The organism is Pseudomonas sp. c313 (genome assembly GCF_055407145.1).
On record NZ_JBUZRD010000006.1, the window covers coordinates 137,861 to 152,943 of the forward strand.

Consider the following 15,083-nt stretch of genomic DNA (forward strand, 5'->3'; position numbering starts at 1 on the left):
GAGGTGATGCTATCGCAGGCAAGCCCACATTATAGATTTGTTGCTTTCGGGATTATGTACATTCAATCCTCTATTTTTGTCGCAAAACGGCGCAAATCCAGGGTCATCGGCAATTCGTCGTTAATCACCACGGCCGGCACGGGCAACGTTCCAGGGCTGTGACCCAGGTGGAAAAACCGCGCCATGCGCCGGCTCTCGGCTTCGTTGGCATTGACTGGCAGGCTGTCGTAATTGCGCCCACCCGGATGGGCGACATGGTACTGACAACCGCCCAATGAGCGCTGCATCCACGTATCCAAAAGATCGAATACCAGCGGCGCATGCACCGGGATGGTCGGCTGCAAACAGTTGGCCGGCTGCCAGGCGCGATAACGCACACCGGCGACGAACTCACCGACCCGCCCGGTAGGTTGCAGCGGTACTGGAATGCCGTTGCAGGTCAGCAGATACCGTTGCGGCGGCAGGCCGCTCAACTTGACCTGCAAACGCTCCAGGGACGAATCGACATAGCGCACCGCGCCGCCCACCGCGCCCTCTTCTCCCAGCACATGCCAGGGCTCCAGGGCTTGGCGCAGTTGCAGTTCGATGCCGCTGACGGCGTAATCGCCAACCTTGGGGAAGCGGAACTCCAGGTGCGCAGCAAACCACTCTGCACGCAGAGGATAACCGGCAGCGTTCAGCTCGACGATGACATCGGCAAAGTCCTGCTCGATAAAGTGCGGCAGCAAGAAGCGGTCGTGCAATTGCGTCCCCCAGCGCACCAGCTTGGGCGGTGCATAGGGCTCACGCCAGAACCGCGCTACCAGCGCCCGCAACAACAGTTGCTGGGTCAGGCTCATGCGCGCATGGGGCGGCATCTCGAAGGCCCGCAATTCCAACAGGCCAAGGCGGCCGGTAGCGCCGTCCGGCGAGTAAAGCTTGTCGATACAGAATTCGGCGCGATGGGTATTGCCGGTGACGTCTATCAGCAGGTTGCGCAGTAGTCGGTCCACCAGCCAGGGCGGGCACTCCTCTCCGGGCGCCGGCATTTGCGCGAAGGCGATTTCCAACTCGTACAGCGCGTCGTTGCGAGCTTCATCGACCCGTGGCGCCTGGGACGTCGGGCCGATGAACAAGCCGGAAAACAAGTAGGATAACGACGGGTGGTTATGCCAGTAGCTGATCAAGCTGCGCAGCAGATCGGGCCGACGCAGGAACGGCGAATCCTTGGGCGTAGCGCCGCCGAGGACAAAGTGGTTACCGCCACCGGTGCCGGTGTGGCGGCCGTCGATCATGAATTTCTCGGTGGTCAGGCGGGTTTGCCGCGCCTCTTCGTAGAGAAATTCGGTGCGTTCCACCAACTCGTCCCACGTGGCGGACGGTTGCACGTTAACTTCGATCACGCCTGGGTCCGGCGTGACCCGGAAGTTGCTCAGGCGGACGTCACTCGGTGGCTCGTAGCCTTCGAGCAGCACCGGGCAATGCAGCTCTTGGGCGGTGGCTTCGATAGCGGCCACCAGCTCCAGGTAGTCCTCGACCCGCTCCAGGGGCGGCATAAACAGGTACAGCCTGCCTTCTCGCGCTTGCGCGCAGAGGGCGGTGCGGGTGAGCCAGTCGGCGGATTCGTCGATCTTCGGAATACGATCGTCGCTCAGGGCCGGTTCGCCGTGGCTTTGCAGCTGCGCCGTCGTCGGAAGATCAGGCAAATCCTGATTGGGGTCGGTGGGATGCACGAACGGATACTCCGCCGCCGTCACCCAAGGCTGCGAGGCCAATGGCAGGCGATAGCCCAGGGGCGAATCACCCGGCACCAGGCGGCAATGGTTATCCCGCAGGTACCAGCGCCCGCTCTGCCAGCAGTCATTGGCCGCCGTGCGCGCCAGCGGCAGCACCTGGCCAATGACTTTATCCAGGCCCTGGCTGAAGACCTTGCGCAGGCGGTCACGCTCAAGGTCGTCGCCCAGGCGTGGGTCTTGCGCGGTGACGTTCTGAGGCAAGGTGCCTTCGCGCCACAGGTAATAGAAATTGTCCTCGTAGGCCGGGAACACAAAGTGCGCAGGCAACTTCAAGCGCTCGGCAACGCTGGCGAGAAAACGCCCGGCCATCACGCCATCAGCGCCGTAGTCTTGTTGTTCATCGGCAATCAGCGCGCTGTTGTGCCAGATCGGCACACCATCCCGACGCCAGTAGCAATTGAGCGACCAGCGCGGCAATTGCTCGCCGGGGTACCACTTGCCTTGGCCGAAGTGCACCAGGCCCTTGGGCGCGTAATGCTTGCGCATGCGCTGGAACAGTTCGGCAGAGAGCCGGCGCTTGTCCGGGCCCAGGGCTGCGGTGTTCCATTCGGCGTCGTCGGGGTCGTCGATGGAGACGAAGGTCGGCTCGCCCCCCATGGTCAGGCGCACGTCGTCCTTGAGCAGGTCACCATCGATCTGCCGGCCCAAGGCCTGGATCGCCAGCCATTGTTCTTCGGTGTAGGGCTTGGTCACCCGTGGGGCTTCCCAAATACGCTCCACCGACATCTCATGGGTGAATTCGCACTCGCAAGGTTCCACCAGGCCACTGATGGGCGCCGCTGAAGACGGATCGGGACTACAGGCCAATGGGATATGGCCTTCACCGGCGAATAGGCCGGAAGTGGCATCGAGACCGATCCAGCCGGCACCCGGCAAATACACTTCACACCAGGCGTGCAGGTCGGTGAAGTCCACTTCCGTACCGGATGGGCCGTCGAGGGCTTTGACGTCGGCGGTCAATTGAATCAGGTAACCGGAAACAAACCGTGCTGCCAAACCAAGATTACGCAGCAGTTGCACCAACAGCCAGGCCGAATCGCGGCACGAGCCGCAAGCGTTTTCCAGGGTGAATTCCGGGGTTTGCACCCCCGGTTCCATACGGATCAGGTAGCCGATGTCGGCGGCCAGGCGCTGGTTGAGGCCCACCAGAAAATCCACGGCAGGCAGTGGCGTGCGGTCGATGCCTGCCAGGTACGCGGCGAGCTTCGGCGTCAGCGGCAAGGTTTCCAGGTACGGCGCCAGCTCGCGTTGCTCATCGGCGGCATAGCTGAACGGGATTTTTTCGGCGTAGGGCTCAAGGAAAAAGTCGAACGGATTAAACACCGCCATCTCGGCAACCAGGTCGACTTCAATGCGCAACTCGTCAGTCTTTTCCGGGAACACCAGTCGCGCCAGGTAATTGCCCTGGGGGTCTTGCTGCCAATTGATGAAGTGTTGCTGCGGCAGCACTTTCAGCGCGTAGGACAAAATCCGCGTGCGGCTATGGGCCGCCGGACGCAAACGCACAATCTGTGGGCCGAGTTCGACCGCGCGGTCGTAGCGGTAATGCGTAACGTGGTGCAACGCGACATGAATCGACACGGCGGCCTCCTGCGAGCCAGGGCATGAAACAAAGCGCGCAAGACTTATGCCAGTGCGGTGGGCATTGCGCTTTATCGTGGGACCCGGTGCAGTACAGCACCAAAACGGCGCGATGGCTGCCGTCGTGGTGCGAGGGTTGCACATATTTGTGGCAGGAGTGTGAGGACGGGTGATGAATCTACTCAATTTCGCGAGGGAGCGAGAGGGCTATCGGGCCTTACTCCTAGCCTTTAAAACCTGCCGAATGTGACGGATTTCCACGAGCTTAATACGCATCTGTCGCTGTACGCCGCTGTTGAGTGCCAATAAACCAAAAAGTGGAAAAGCCAGCGCTAGACCGTAAAAAAATTTATGAGGGCTGTACTGAACCATCGGAAGAACAAACAGAAAACAAGCGAGGTAAATACCAACCATCACCCACACCCAACACGGTCGCCCCCGCAAAATCATGAAGTTGCTATGGACCGTTAAAAGGACCAGAAACGCCCCGAAAAGCACAATCGAAACGCCCAAGCCTCCGGCGAGTGGCTTGTCACGAAAATAGGTCACAAAGGAAAGCGCTGTAGCGAAAGCCAAGGAAAAATAGGCGGCAAATACACCACCGATAAAAGTAAGAAAGTAATGCCTGAAGAAATCACGAAGTGTCATCAGCTCGCTCATTCGCCTATCTCCTCATACAGCCCCACCGCAATAGTTTTTACGTTTCCCGTATAAGCGCTCCCAACAAGCCCCGCCGTTGCGCCTAAGGAATCTTTAATTTGGGTCTTGGTGCTGTGGTTAAGTTGAGTAGGGGTAAAACGCTTGGGCAGCTCGCCCGACAATTGCTTGAGCTTGAGCATCTTCGATGTCAGGCGAGGGTCATTGATACTCAGCAGCTCTTTTGTGAGCTTCGCTCTTTCTTGGCGATTCAACCCACGAAGCACTTCGCGCAAGCTCTTGCCAGTGGTCGCCTTCGCGACATTGACGAGTTTTATCGTCGTCAGGGCGGATGCTCCTACTCCAGCTAATGATGTTGCGTCTAAAACAATTGAAGCATTCTGATACCACGCCTCGCTGTCCAACCAATCATTTACCTCTGGTTTGGTGACTTCGAGCGCTGTTCGAGTAATGCCATTGAAACACTGAAGTGAGCTTGCACCGGCAGCCGCGTATCCAACCACAACAATGATGGAACTGGCACCTGCACTGAAAGGAACCAAAATTGTCCCGCTGGCAATCGCAGCCCAGCTAATGACAGCGCCTAAACAAGAAATTCCGGCATTCACCGCCTCGCCAATCAGACGGGATTCACGTGGGTTACTCACCACATGCTCAGCAAACTGGGTTGGCGCAATGTACTTCTGCGCCTCCCGAAGAATCACGCGCTTGGGCGTAATACTACAAAGGGGTTTGAATTCACGCAGGGTCACTATGTTGAAGTCAGCATCGATATACACCACACCGGCACCAACAATGCCTGGGTCGGCGTCAATGGCGGCAAACAAGCGCGGCAAGTTGATCTGGCTTTCAATTCGTTGGCGGGCCATGAACTGGGAGCGGTTGGAGTCCATGCCGATGTTGAGCAGGGGGTTGCTCATGTGTTCTCTTCCTTGAATGACGTGAATCGACTGTAGGAGCGAGCTTGCTCGCGAAAGTCGTCAACGATAACGCGGGTAATCTGGTTTAACGTGGTGTCGGTGAGTTTTTCGCGAGCAAGCTCGCTCCTACAAAGGGCTGTTTGACGGCGCCACCTTAACAAACGGTCCACCCACCGCCTAGAAAGCAAAACGCCAGCACGAGGCTGGCGTTTTGCATGTTCAGGCTGCGATCAACGCGGCACGACCGGCTTGCGGACAGGCTTCTTGCCTTTGCCCTTGGCCGCATCGGTGCGCTCTTTGGCGGCCTGTTTATTGCGGGCAAACGCCGCAGCCTTGGCCTGTTCACGCTTGTCCCACGGGTTAGCACCATCACTGGCACGCGGCGGCAAGCCGGTGTGCTGGGTGAGGATCTTGGTGGTGGTTTCCTTGGCAACCTTATGGCTACCAGCCGGCGTCGAGTTTTTGCGACGGGCGCTCTGATAGCTGTCGGTGGCAGGCTGGTGCAGCGGGATCAGTTGATCCTTGCCCGACCCGATCAGCTCAGCGCGGCCCATGCGGGTCAGTGCTTCACGCAGCATCGGCCAGCCTTTCGGGTCGTGGTAGCGCAGGAAGGCCTTGTGCAGGCGGCGCTGCTCTTCGCTCTTGACGATGGTCACCGAGTCACTCTTATAGGTGACCTTGCGCAGCGGGTTCTTGCCCGAGTGGTACATCGCCGTGGCGGTGGCCATTGGCGAGGGGTAGAACGCTTGCACCTGGTCGGCACGGAAGCCGTTGCCCTTGAGCCACAGGGCCAGGTTCATCATGTCTTCATCGGTGGTGCCGGGGTGGGCGGCGATGAAGTACGGGATCAGGTACTGCTCCTTGCCCGCTTCCTTGGTGTACTTCTCGAACATGCGCTTGAACTTGTCATAGCTGCCGATGCCCGGTTTCATCATCTGGTTGAGCGGACCTTCCTCGGTGTGTTCCGGGGCGATCTTCAGGTAACCACCGACGTGGTGGGTCACCAGTTCCTTGACGTATTCCGGCGACTCGACCGCGAGGTCGTAACGCAGGCCAGATGCGATCAGGATCTTCTTCACACCCGGCAACGCACGGGCGCTGCGGTACAGCTGGATCAGCGCCGAGTGGTCAGTATTCAGGTTCGGGCAGATGCCAGGGAACACGCAGGATGGCTTGCGGCACGCGGATTCGATTTCCGGGCTCTTGCAGGCAATGCGGTACATGTTCGCGGTCGGCCCGCCGAGGTCGGAGATGACGCCGGTGAAGCCCGGAACCTTGTCGCGGATCTCTTCGATTTCGCGAATGATCGACTCTTCGGAACGATTCTGGATGATCCGGCCTTCGTGCTCGGTAATCGAGCAGAAGGTGCAGCCGCCGAAGCAACCACGCATGATGTTCACCGAGAAGCGGATCATATCGTAGGCCGGAATTTTTTCCTTGCCATATACCGGGTGCGGAACCCGTGCGTAAGGCATGCCAAACACGTAGTCCATTTCTTCGGTGGTCATGGGAATGGGCGGCGGATTGAACCACACGTCCACTTCACCGTGCTTCTGCACCAGGGCGCGGGCGTTGCCGGGGTTGGTTTCCAGGTGAAGTACGCGGTTGGCGTGGGCATACAGCACCGAGTCACCACGGACTTTTTCTACCGATGGCAGACGGATCACGGTCTTGTCGCGAGTCATGCGCGGGCTGGCCAGGATCTGTACGACCTTGGCTTCCTGCGGGTCTTCAGACGGGCCCTTTTCCTGCTCGATGGCGCAGGCCTGGGTGTCCTGAGTGTTGACGTACGGGTTGATGATCTTGTCGATCTTGCCCGGACGGTCGATGCGCGTGGAATCGACTTCGTACCAGTCTTTTGGCGTGTCACGACGAATGAACGCGGTGCCGCGCACGTCCGTGATGTCTTCGATCTTGTGGCCGTAGGACAGGCGCTGGGCGACTTCGACAATGGCCCGCTCGGCGTTGCCGTACAGCAGGATGTCGGCGCAGGCGTCGATCAGGATCGAGTTGCGTACGCGGTCCTGCCAGTAGTCGTAGTGGGCGATGCGGCGCAGGGAAGCCTCGATGCCACCGAGCACGATCGGCACATTCTTGTAGGCTTCCTTGCAGCGCTGGCTGTAGACCAGGCTCGCACGGTCCGGGCGTTTGCCAGCCATGCCGCCAGGGGTATAGGCGTCGTCGGAACGGATTTTCTTGTCGGCGGTGTAGCGGTTGATCATCGAGTCCATGTTGCCAGCCGCGACGCCGAAGAACAGGTTCGGCTCGCCGAGCTTCATGAAGTCGTCTTTAGACTGCCAGTTGGGCTGGGCAATGATCCCGACGCGAAAGCCCTGGGACTCCAGCAGCCGGCCGATGATTGCCATCCCGAACGACGGGTGGTCGACGTAGGCATCACCGGTGACGATGATGATGTCGCACGAATCCCAGCCAAGCTGATCCATCTCCTCCCTGCTCATCGGCAGGAATGGCGCAGGACCGAAACATTCGGCCCAGTACTTGGGATAGTCAAATAATGGCTTGGCTGTTTGCATGACGATGACCGGTGTTGAGATGAAAAATCGCGGGCGCGAAATATAGCACAAAATTTGACCAATTCCGACTGTAACGCTCGGAAATTATCAGCCTGCTATTAGCCCGTAAACGCTTGCTGGCCAGCGACGAATTATTCGTCGTCGAAGTTATAACTGCCCGGCGCGAGGTTTTCAAAACGGGTGTATTTACCGATAAACGCCAAGCGTGTGGTGCCGATTGGACCGTTCCGCTGTTTACCGATGATGATTTCGGCGATGCCCTTGTGCTCGGTCTCCGGGTGATAAACCTCGTCCCGGTAAACGAACATGATTACGTCAGCATCCTGCTCGATCGCTCCGGATTCGCGCAAGTCGGAGTTGATCGGGCGCTTGTTCGGGCGCTGTTCCAGGGAGCGGTTGAGCTGGGACAGGGCAACCACCGGGCAGTTGAATTCCTTGGCCAAGGACTTCAACGAACGGGAAATCTCGGAAATCTCGTTGGTCCGATTGTCGCCGCTGGAACCGGGGATCTGCATCAGTTGCAGGTAGTCGATCATGATCAGGCCAACCTCACCGTGCTCACGCACCAGACGGCGGGTCCGCGCACGCATTTCCGAGGGGCTGATACCCGCAGTGTCATCAATGAACAGCTTGCGGTCGTTGAGCAGGTTGACCGCCGAGGTCAGGCGCGGCCAGTCGTCATCTTCCAGGCGGCCGGCGCGGACCTTGGTCTGGTCGATGCGGCCCAGGGACGAGAGCATCCGCATGATCAGCGATTCACCTGGCATCTCCAGGGAGTAGACCAGGACGCACTTTTCGCTACGCAGTACGGCGTTCTCCACCAGGTTCATGGCGAAGGTGGTCTTACCCATGGACGGACGGCCGGCGACAATGATCAGGTCGGACGGCTGCAAGCCACTGGTCATGCCATCGAGGTCGGTATAACCCGTAGACAAGCCGGTGATGGCGTTATCGGTATTGAACAGGGTATCGATGCGGTCGATGGCCTTGGTCAACAAGTCGTTGACGCTCACCGGGCCGCCGGTTTTCGGCCGTGCTTCGGCGATCTGGAAGATCTGCCGCTCTGCTTCGTCGAGAATCTCTTCGGCGGTACGCCCTTCGGGGTTGAAGGCGCTGTCAGCGATCTCGGCAGCGATGCCGATCAATTGCCGCAGCGTCGCCCGCGCACGCACGATTTGCGCATAGGCCTTGATGTTGGCGACGGACGGGGTGTTCTTCGCCAACTCGCCCAGGTATCCAAGACCGCCCACTTGCGAGGTCTGACCTTCCTTGTCCAATTGCTCGGCAAGGGTCACGACGTCGATGGGGGAATTCAGATCAGCCAGTTTGGCAATGGCGCGGAAAATCAGGCGGTGGTCATGTCGATAGAAATCACCGTCCGAGACTTGATCAAGCACGCGTTCCCAGGCGTTGTTGTCCAGCATCAGACCACCGAGCACGGCCTGTTCGGCCTCGATGGAATGCGGCGGCACCTTCAGGGCAGCGGTTTGCAGATCGTATTGCTCAGGAGCGGAGATATCGTTCATGGCCACTTGAAATTAGGGGGCTGTAGAAAAACAAAAGGCACGACCTGTGAACAGGATCGTGCCCGATGTTAACCGTCTGGCACGCGAGGTGCCAGTCAGTTAGGTGCTGCTTAAGCTGCTACCACAACAACGCGTACGGTTGCTTCGACTTCAGCGTGCAGGTGCACGGCTACATCGAATTCGCCAACGTTGCGGATGGTGCCGTTCGGCAGACGAATTTCGCTTTTCGACACTTCAACGCCGGAGGCGGTCAGTGCGTCAGCGATGTCGTGGGTGCCGATCGAACCGAACAGCTTGCCTTCGTCACCGGCGGTGGCAGTGATAGTCACTTCCAGCTCAGCCAGTTGGGCAGCGCGAGTTTCGGCCGAAGCTTTTTTGTCTGCTGCTGCTTTTTCAAGCTCTGCACGACGCTCTTCAAACGCAGCCAGGTTGGCAGCGGTTGCAGCGGTGGCTTTGCCGTATGGCAGCAGATAGTTACGACCGTAACCGGCCTTAACGTTCACTTTGTCGCCCAGGTTGCCCAGGTTGGCGACTTTTTCCAGAAGGATCAGTTGCATGTGAAAATCCTCTAACTTTTAACCTTCACCGTTCGCGTTGTCGGCGTCTTTCGGCGCCAGACGACCGCGAAAATCAATCAGGCCGTCGACAATGGCCAAAACCACGAGTAACGGATAGATCAGCTGCATGAACAGCAACAGCGTCACGTACAACCCCACCAGCCAGAACCTGGCCAGTCGCTTTTGCGCCACCAGCCCGTGAATCAAGGCCAGCCCGGCGAACACCAACGGTACGCTGCACAACGGCGTTAACATGGCCATTTGCGGACCGAAGCTCGGTCCAACAAGCATGCACGCCAGCAGCAACATCGCCGGTCCTGCTGGGATTCTGATACTGCGAAACTCGCGACCAAAACCACCCGGGTTGTACAATAACGCCTGCCAGTAGCGCCCAAGAATCAGGCTCAGCACACTGACGACCTGCAACAATGCCGCGATCAGGCCGGTAAGAACCGGTGCAACCAGTGAAGCAAAGCGCGCTCGCTCCTCTACCGATAACTGCTGGTAGAGCTCCCCGAGGGCCAAGGGCAGGATCTTGACGATTTCCTGCGCCAGCGCCTCGATTTGCGGGTGGAAAGCCGCGCCTAACGATACCGAATACACCAACCCCAATGCCACGCTGACCAGCAGCGTACGGCTCCAGGACTCACTTGCGCGCAAAACCAACGCAAGTCCCGATGACCCCAGCAGCACCAGAAGTACCCGTGGATCATCGAATTGCAGCCACCAGACCAAGGCTGGCAGCAGTCCCAGGGCAACAACACCCAAGGCGTCCTTCAAACCGCGCCGCAGGAGCACAAGACATCCAGCGGCAGCACCCAACCAATACAACAACGGCAATGCTGCACATCCAGCCACTACTAGAGTGGCCTGCACACGACCGCGCATGATGAACTCAGCTAAGGCGCGCATGCATTCAATCCCTTACTACTTGTCGACTGCCCGGTCTCAGCGGCCGTGGCTGTCGGTGTAGGCCAGCAGGGCCAGGAAGCGGGCGCGCTTGATAGCGGTGGCCAGCTGACGCTGATAACGAGCTTTGGTACCGGTGATGCGGCTTGGAACAATTTTGCCGGTCTCGGATACGTAGGCTTTCAGAGTGTTGAGATCTTTGTAATCGATCTCCTTCACTTCTTCAGCGGTGAAGCGGCAGAACTTACGACGACGGAAGAAACGTGCCATGTAATTGGCTCCTTAAAAGGTCCGTGGATTACTCGTCAGCGTTATCGCTGGCGTCGCTGTCATCACCATCAACGCCATCGGCGCTGTCGGAGTGCTCAGGACGGTCGCGACGCTCACGGCGCTCACTGCGGTTTTCTTCAGCCTTGAGCATCTCGGATTGGCCGATAACGGCTTCTTCGCGACGGATGACCAGGTTACGGATCACTGCATCGTTGTAGCGGAAGTTGTCTTCCAGCTCGGACAGAGCCTTGCCGGTGCACTCAACGTTCAGCATCACGTAGTGAGCCTTGTGAACATTGTTGATTGCATAGGCCAGTTGACGACGGCCCCAATCTTCCAGACGGTGGATTTTGCCGCCGTCTTCTTCGATCAGCTTGGTGTAACGCTCAACCATGCCGCCGACTTGCTCGCTTTGATCCGGGTGGACCAAAAAGATGATTTCGTAATGACGCATGAATGCTCCTTACGGGTTGTAGCCTGCCGCTAAAAAACGGTCAGACAAGGAGTGAATGACACTTATGGATCTTGCCGCAGGGGAGGCACATGCGTGCCTGCCAGGTAGGCAAGGGGCGCAATTGTAGAGAAGGGAAAGAAAGGGCGCAAGGCAATTGGTGATTATTTGAACAATCACAGACACTGCGAAAAATGCGGGCCTGGCCCTAACACTGCAGAAGCGAGCTTGCTCGCGAAGAACTCAAGATCGCTGCGGGGCATCAGACTCCCCGCGTTATCGTTGACGACCTTCGCGAGCAAGCTCGCTCCTACAGTAGATAATGCGCGAATCAGGACTTCTTGGCTTTGGCCTTGGCGCCGCGCTGACGCAGCGCTTCGAACAGGCACACGCCCGTCGCTACCGACACGTTGAGGCTGCTGACGCTACCCGCCATCGGCAGGTTCACCAGGTAATCACAATGCTCGCGGGTCAGGCGACGCATGCCCTTACCCTCGGCACCCATGATCAGGATGGTAGGACCGGTGAGGTCTTGGTCATAAATGCTGACCTCGGCCTCCCCCGCCGTACCGACAACCCACAAGCCGCGCTGCTGGAGCTTCTCCAGGGTGCGCGCCAGGTTGGTCACCGCCACCAGCGGAATCACTTCCGCCGCACCACAGGCCACTTTGCGCACGGTAGGCGTCAAGGTGGCCGACTTGTCCTTGGGAACGATCACCGCCAGCGCGCCGGCAGCATCCGCCGAACGCAGGCAAGCGCCGAGGTTGTGGGGATCGGTCACACCGTCGAGCACCAGCAACAGTGGCGCGCCTTCAGTGCGATCGAGCAACTCATCGAGCATCGCCTCGCCCCAGACCTGGCTCGGACTCACGTCCGCCACCACACCCTGATGCACGCCTTCAACCCAGACGTCCATTTCGCGACGCTCGGCCTGGCCCACGGCCACGCGATTTTCGTTAGCCAGTTCGATCAGCGTTTGTACCCGCGGATCATTGCGACCTTCCGCCAGCCAAACCTGCTTGACGCGTTTTGGGTGGTGACGCAGCAACGCTTCTACGGCGTGTACGCCGTAGATTTTTTCCAGACTCATGACTTGGCCTTAGGTTTGCGCGACCCGCCGCTTTTCGCGGGAGCCGAACCCGCTTTTGGCGGGCCTTTACGGTGTTTACTCGGCTTGCTCGACGGCTTTTCCGCCCCCTGGGACTTTCCCGCAGACGCCGCTTTACCACCGCTTTTCGCTTCGTTGAGCAATGCCTGCTTCAACTCACGGCTCTTGCGCAGCTCGGCGTTTTTCGCCGCAGCATCGCCTGGACGGTAAACCTCGGGGGCTTTTTCCTTGGTCGACGTGCGACGACCTGCAGCCTTGGCCGGTGCAGACTCGACAGCGGCTTTCGCAGGGGCACCCTTGCCAGCAGGAGCCGTGGTTTCAGCACCACGTTTCTTGCGGCCAATCGGTGCGGCAATGGTTTTTTCCGCCATTTCGAAGTCGATCTTGCGTTCGTCGAGGTCGACGCGCATGACCCGCACTTCCACGGTGTCGCCCAAGCGAAAGCTGCGACCGGTGCGCTCGCCCGCCAGGCGGTGATGCACAGGGTCGAAGTGGTAGTAGTCACCCGGCAAGGCGGTGACGTGCACCAGGCCTTCGACGTAGATGTCAGTCAGCTCGACGAACAAGCCAAAACCGGTCACCGCAGTGATCACACCAGGGAACGACTCGCCAACGCGGTCTTTCATAAACTCGCACTTGAGCCAATTCACCACGTCACGGGTGGCTTCGTCGGCGCGACGCTCGCTCATGGAGCACTGTTCGCCCAACTGTTCCAGGGCCGCTTCGTCGTACGGATAGATCCGCGCCTTCGGAATGGTCATGGCACCGGCGCGCTGGACGTGCGGGGTGTTCTGCTTGGAATGGATCACGCTACGGATCGCCCGGTGCGTGAGCAAGTCCGGATAACGGCGAATCGGCGAGGTGAAGTGGGTGTACGCCTCGTAATTCAGGCCAAAGTGACCCTGATTATCAGCACTGTACACCGCCTGGCTCAAGGAACGCAGCATGACGGTCTGGATCAGATGGAAATCCGGACGGTCCTTGATGCTCGCCAACAAGGCCTGGTAATCCTTCGGCGACGGGCCGTCCTTGCCTTTGTGCAGGGACAGGCCAAGCTCACCAAGGAAGGCGCGCAGTTTTTCCAGACGCTCCGGCGGTGGACCATCGTGGACCCGATACAGCGCAGGAATCTCGTGCTTCTTCAGGAACTCGGCGGTGGCCACGTTGGCCGCCAGCATGCATTCCTCGATCAGCTTGTGCGCGTCGTTACGGGTAGTCGGCGTGATTTCGGCGATCTTGCGCTCGGAACCGAAGATGATCCGGGTTTCCTGGGTTTCAAAATCGATCGCGCCACGTATATGACGTGCGCCCAGCAATACCTTGTACAGCGCATAAAGCTGCTTGAGGTGCGGCACGACATGGCCGTACTCATCACGCAGAGTCTTGGCTTCGCTGGTTTTCGGCTGCTCCAGGATGGTGCTGACCTTGTTGTAGGTCAGGCGCGCCTGGGAGTGGATCACCGCCTCGTAAAACTGATAGTCGGTCATTTCGCCGGTTTTCGAGATAGTCATCTCGCAGACCATGGCCAAGCGGTCGACTTTCGGGTTCAGCGAGCACAAGCCGTTGGACAACTGCTCAGGCAGCATCGGAATTACGCGCTCGGGGAAATACACCGAGTTGCCGCGCACCTGGGCTTCATTGTCCAGGGCCGAACCGATCTTCACGTAGCTGGACACGTCGGCAATGGCGACGAACAACTTCCAGCCGCCGGAGAACAGGCGCAGCTTGCCAGGCTTGGCTTCGCAATAGACCGCATCGTCGAAGTCTCGAGCATCTTCGCCGTCAATGGTGACGAACGGCAGATGGCGCAGGTCGATGCGTTTCTCTTTGTCTTTTTCTTCGACTACCGGCTTGAGCTTGGCAGCCTCTTTCAGCACAGCTTCAGGCCAGACGTGAGGAATATCGTAGGTGCGCAACGCAACATCGATTTCCATGCCCGGCGCCATGTAGTTGCCGACCACTTCAACGATATCGCCCTGAGGCTGGAAGCGTGGAGTTGGCCAATGGGTGATTTTCACCTCGACGAACTGACCGACCTTCGCGGCGCCGTTACGGCCCGGCGTGACCAGCACTTCCTGCTGGATCTTCGGGTTATCCGGAATCACGAAGCCGATGCCACCCTCTTCGAAGTACCGGCCGACGATAGACTCGTGCGCGCGCGATACCACCTCGACGATCACGCCTTCGCGACGACCGCGACGATCCAGACCCGACACGCGTGCCAGTGCTCGATCGCCATCGAACACCAGGCGCATTTGCGCTGGGCTCATGAACAGGTCATCGCTGCCGTCGTCCGGGATCAGGAAACCGAAACCGTCACGGTGGCCGGCAATGCGACCAAGGATCAGGTCGAGCTTATCCACGGGCGCGTACGTGCCACGGCGGGTGTAGATCAACTGAGCATCGCGCTCCATGGCGCGCAAGCGGCGGCGCAGGGCTTCGAGCTGGTCTTCGGTGGTCAGACCGAATTCTTCAACCAACTGCTCGCGGCTAGCAGGCGAACCCCGATCGGCGAGATGCGCCAGAATCAGTTCGCGGCTAGGAATAGGGTTTTCATATTTTTCCGCTTCACGAGCGGCCTCGGGATCGAGGGACTGCCAATCGGCCATTAGAGAGTTTTCACCTTGTCTATATGCGGGTTAGTTTGGCATACGCGTATTGAAACGGGAAATTTCAGGCATCAACAAGCCCGTAAAAACACTTTGTAGCCCCTGGAACGCACCTTGCGCGACCGCCCGGGAAATTTTCCAGGCTTTTTTGATGACAGGGGTTTACAGTTCAAAAGGTGGTCCGTA

The 15,083-nt window shown here is 58.9% G+C and carries 11 protein-coding genes; all 11 read right to left on the bottom strand.

Annotated elements, in window-relative coordinates; translation table 11 throughout:
• Nucleotides 1–62: 62 nt before the first annotated feature.
• Entirely contained in the window at nucleotides 63–3,356 is a 3,294-nt protein-coding gene (locus tag ACZRKZ_RS18560; protein ID WP_463982384.1) for a transglutaminase family protein, read from the bottom strand.
• 207 nt (nucleotides 3,357–3,563) lie between these two features.
• Nucleotides 3,564–4,016 carry a hypothetical protein gene (locus tag ACZRKZ_RS18565; RefSeq protein WP_463982385.1) on the bottom strand — a complete coding sequence of 151 codons (453 nt, stop codon included), beginning with the start codon at nucleotides 4,014–4,016 and terminating at the stop codon, nucleotides 3,564–3,566.
• Nucleotides 4,013–4,933 (bottom strand): NAD synthetase, encoded by a 921-nt coding sequence (locus ACZRKZ_RS18570; protein WP_463982386.1) that lies wholly within the window; start codon nucleotides 4,931–4,933, stop codon nucleotides 4,013–4,015. The genes ACZRKZ_RS18565 and ACZRKZ_RS18570 overlap by 4 nt, the downstream gene beginning before the upstream one ends.
• Nucleotides 4,934–5,163: 230 nt before the next feature.
• Complete coding sequence (locus ACZRKZ_RS18575) at nucleotides 5,164–7,467, bottom strand: YgiQ family radical SAM protein (protein ID WP_463969113.1); 2,304 nt, start codon at nucleotides 7,465–7,467, stop codon at nucleotides 5,164–5,166.
• A 131-nt stretch (nucleotides 7,468–7,598) separates the two neighbouring features.
• The gene (dnaB, locus tag ACZRKZ_RS18580; protein ID WP_463969112.1) at nucleotides 7,599–8,993 is read right to left on the bottom strand and encodes a replicative DNA helicase; all 1,395 of its coding nucleotides are present in this window, start codon (nucleotides 8,991–8,993) and stop codon (nucleotides 7,599–7,601) included.
• Between the two features lie 110 nt (nucleotides 8,994–9,103).
• The gene (rplI, locus tag ACZRKZ_RS18585) at nucleotides 9,104–9,550 is read right to left on the bottom strand and encodes a 50S ribosomal protein L9 (RefSeq protein ID WP_133101434.1); all 447 of its coding nucleotides are present in this window, start codon (nucleotides 9,548–9,550) and stop codon (nucleotides 9,104–9,106) included.
• Between the two features lie 18 nt (nucleotides 9,551–9,568).
• Nucleotides 9,569–10,462 carry a hypothetical protein gene (locus ACZRKZ_RS18590; RefSeq protein WP_463982387.1) on the bottom strand — a complete coding sequence of 298 codons (894 nt, stop codon included), beginning with the start codon at nucleotides 10,460–10,462 and terminating at the stop codon, nucleotides 9,569–9,571.
• A 36-nt stretch (nucleotides 10,463–10,498) separates the two neighbouring features.
• Entirely contained in the window at nucleotides 10,499–10,729 is a 231-nt protein-coding gene (gene rpsR / locus ACZRKZ_RS18595) for a 30S ribosomal protein S18 (protein ID WP_003171373.1), read from the bottom strand.
• Nucleotides 10,730–10,757: 28 nt separating this feature from the next.
• Nucleotides 10,758–11,183: a 30S ribosomal protein S6 gene (gene rpsF, locus ACZRKZ_RS18600; protein ID WP_131428048.1), complete on the bottom strand. Its 426-nt coding sequence runs from the start codon at nucleotides 11,181–11,183 to the stop codon at nucleotides 10,758–10,760.
• 328 nt (nucleotides 11,184–11,511) lie between these two features.
• Entirely contained in the window at nucleotides 11,512–12,270 is a 759-nt protein-coding gene (gene rlmB / locus ACZRKZ_RS18605) for a 23S rRNA (guanosine(2251)-2'-O)-methyltransferase RlmB (RefSeq protein ID WP_149411147.1), read from the bottom strand.
• On the bottom strand, nucleotides 12,267–14,897 hold the full coding sequence (gene rnr / locus ACZRKZ_RS18610; RefSeq protein ID WP_463982388.1) for a ribonuclease R: 2,631 nt from the start codon (nucleotides 14,895–14,897) through the stop codon (nucleotides 12,267–12,269). Before rnr ends, rlmB begins: the two co-directional genes overlap by 4 nt.
• Nucleotides 14,898–15,083: the final 186 nt, after the last annotated feature.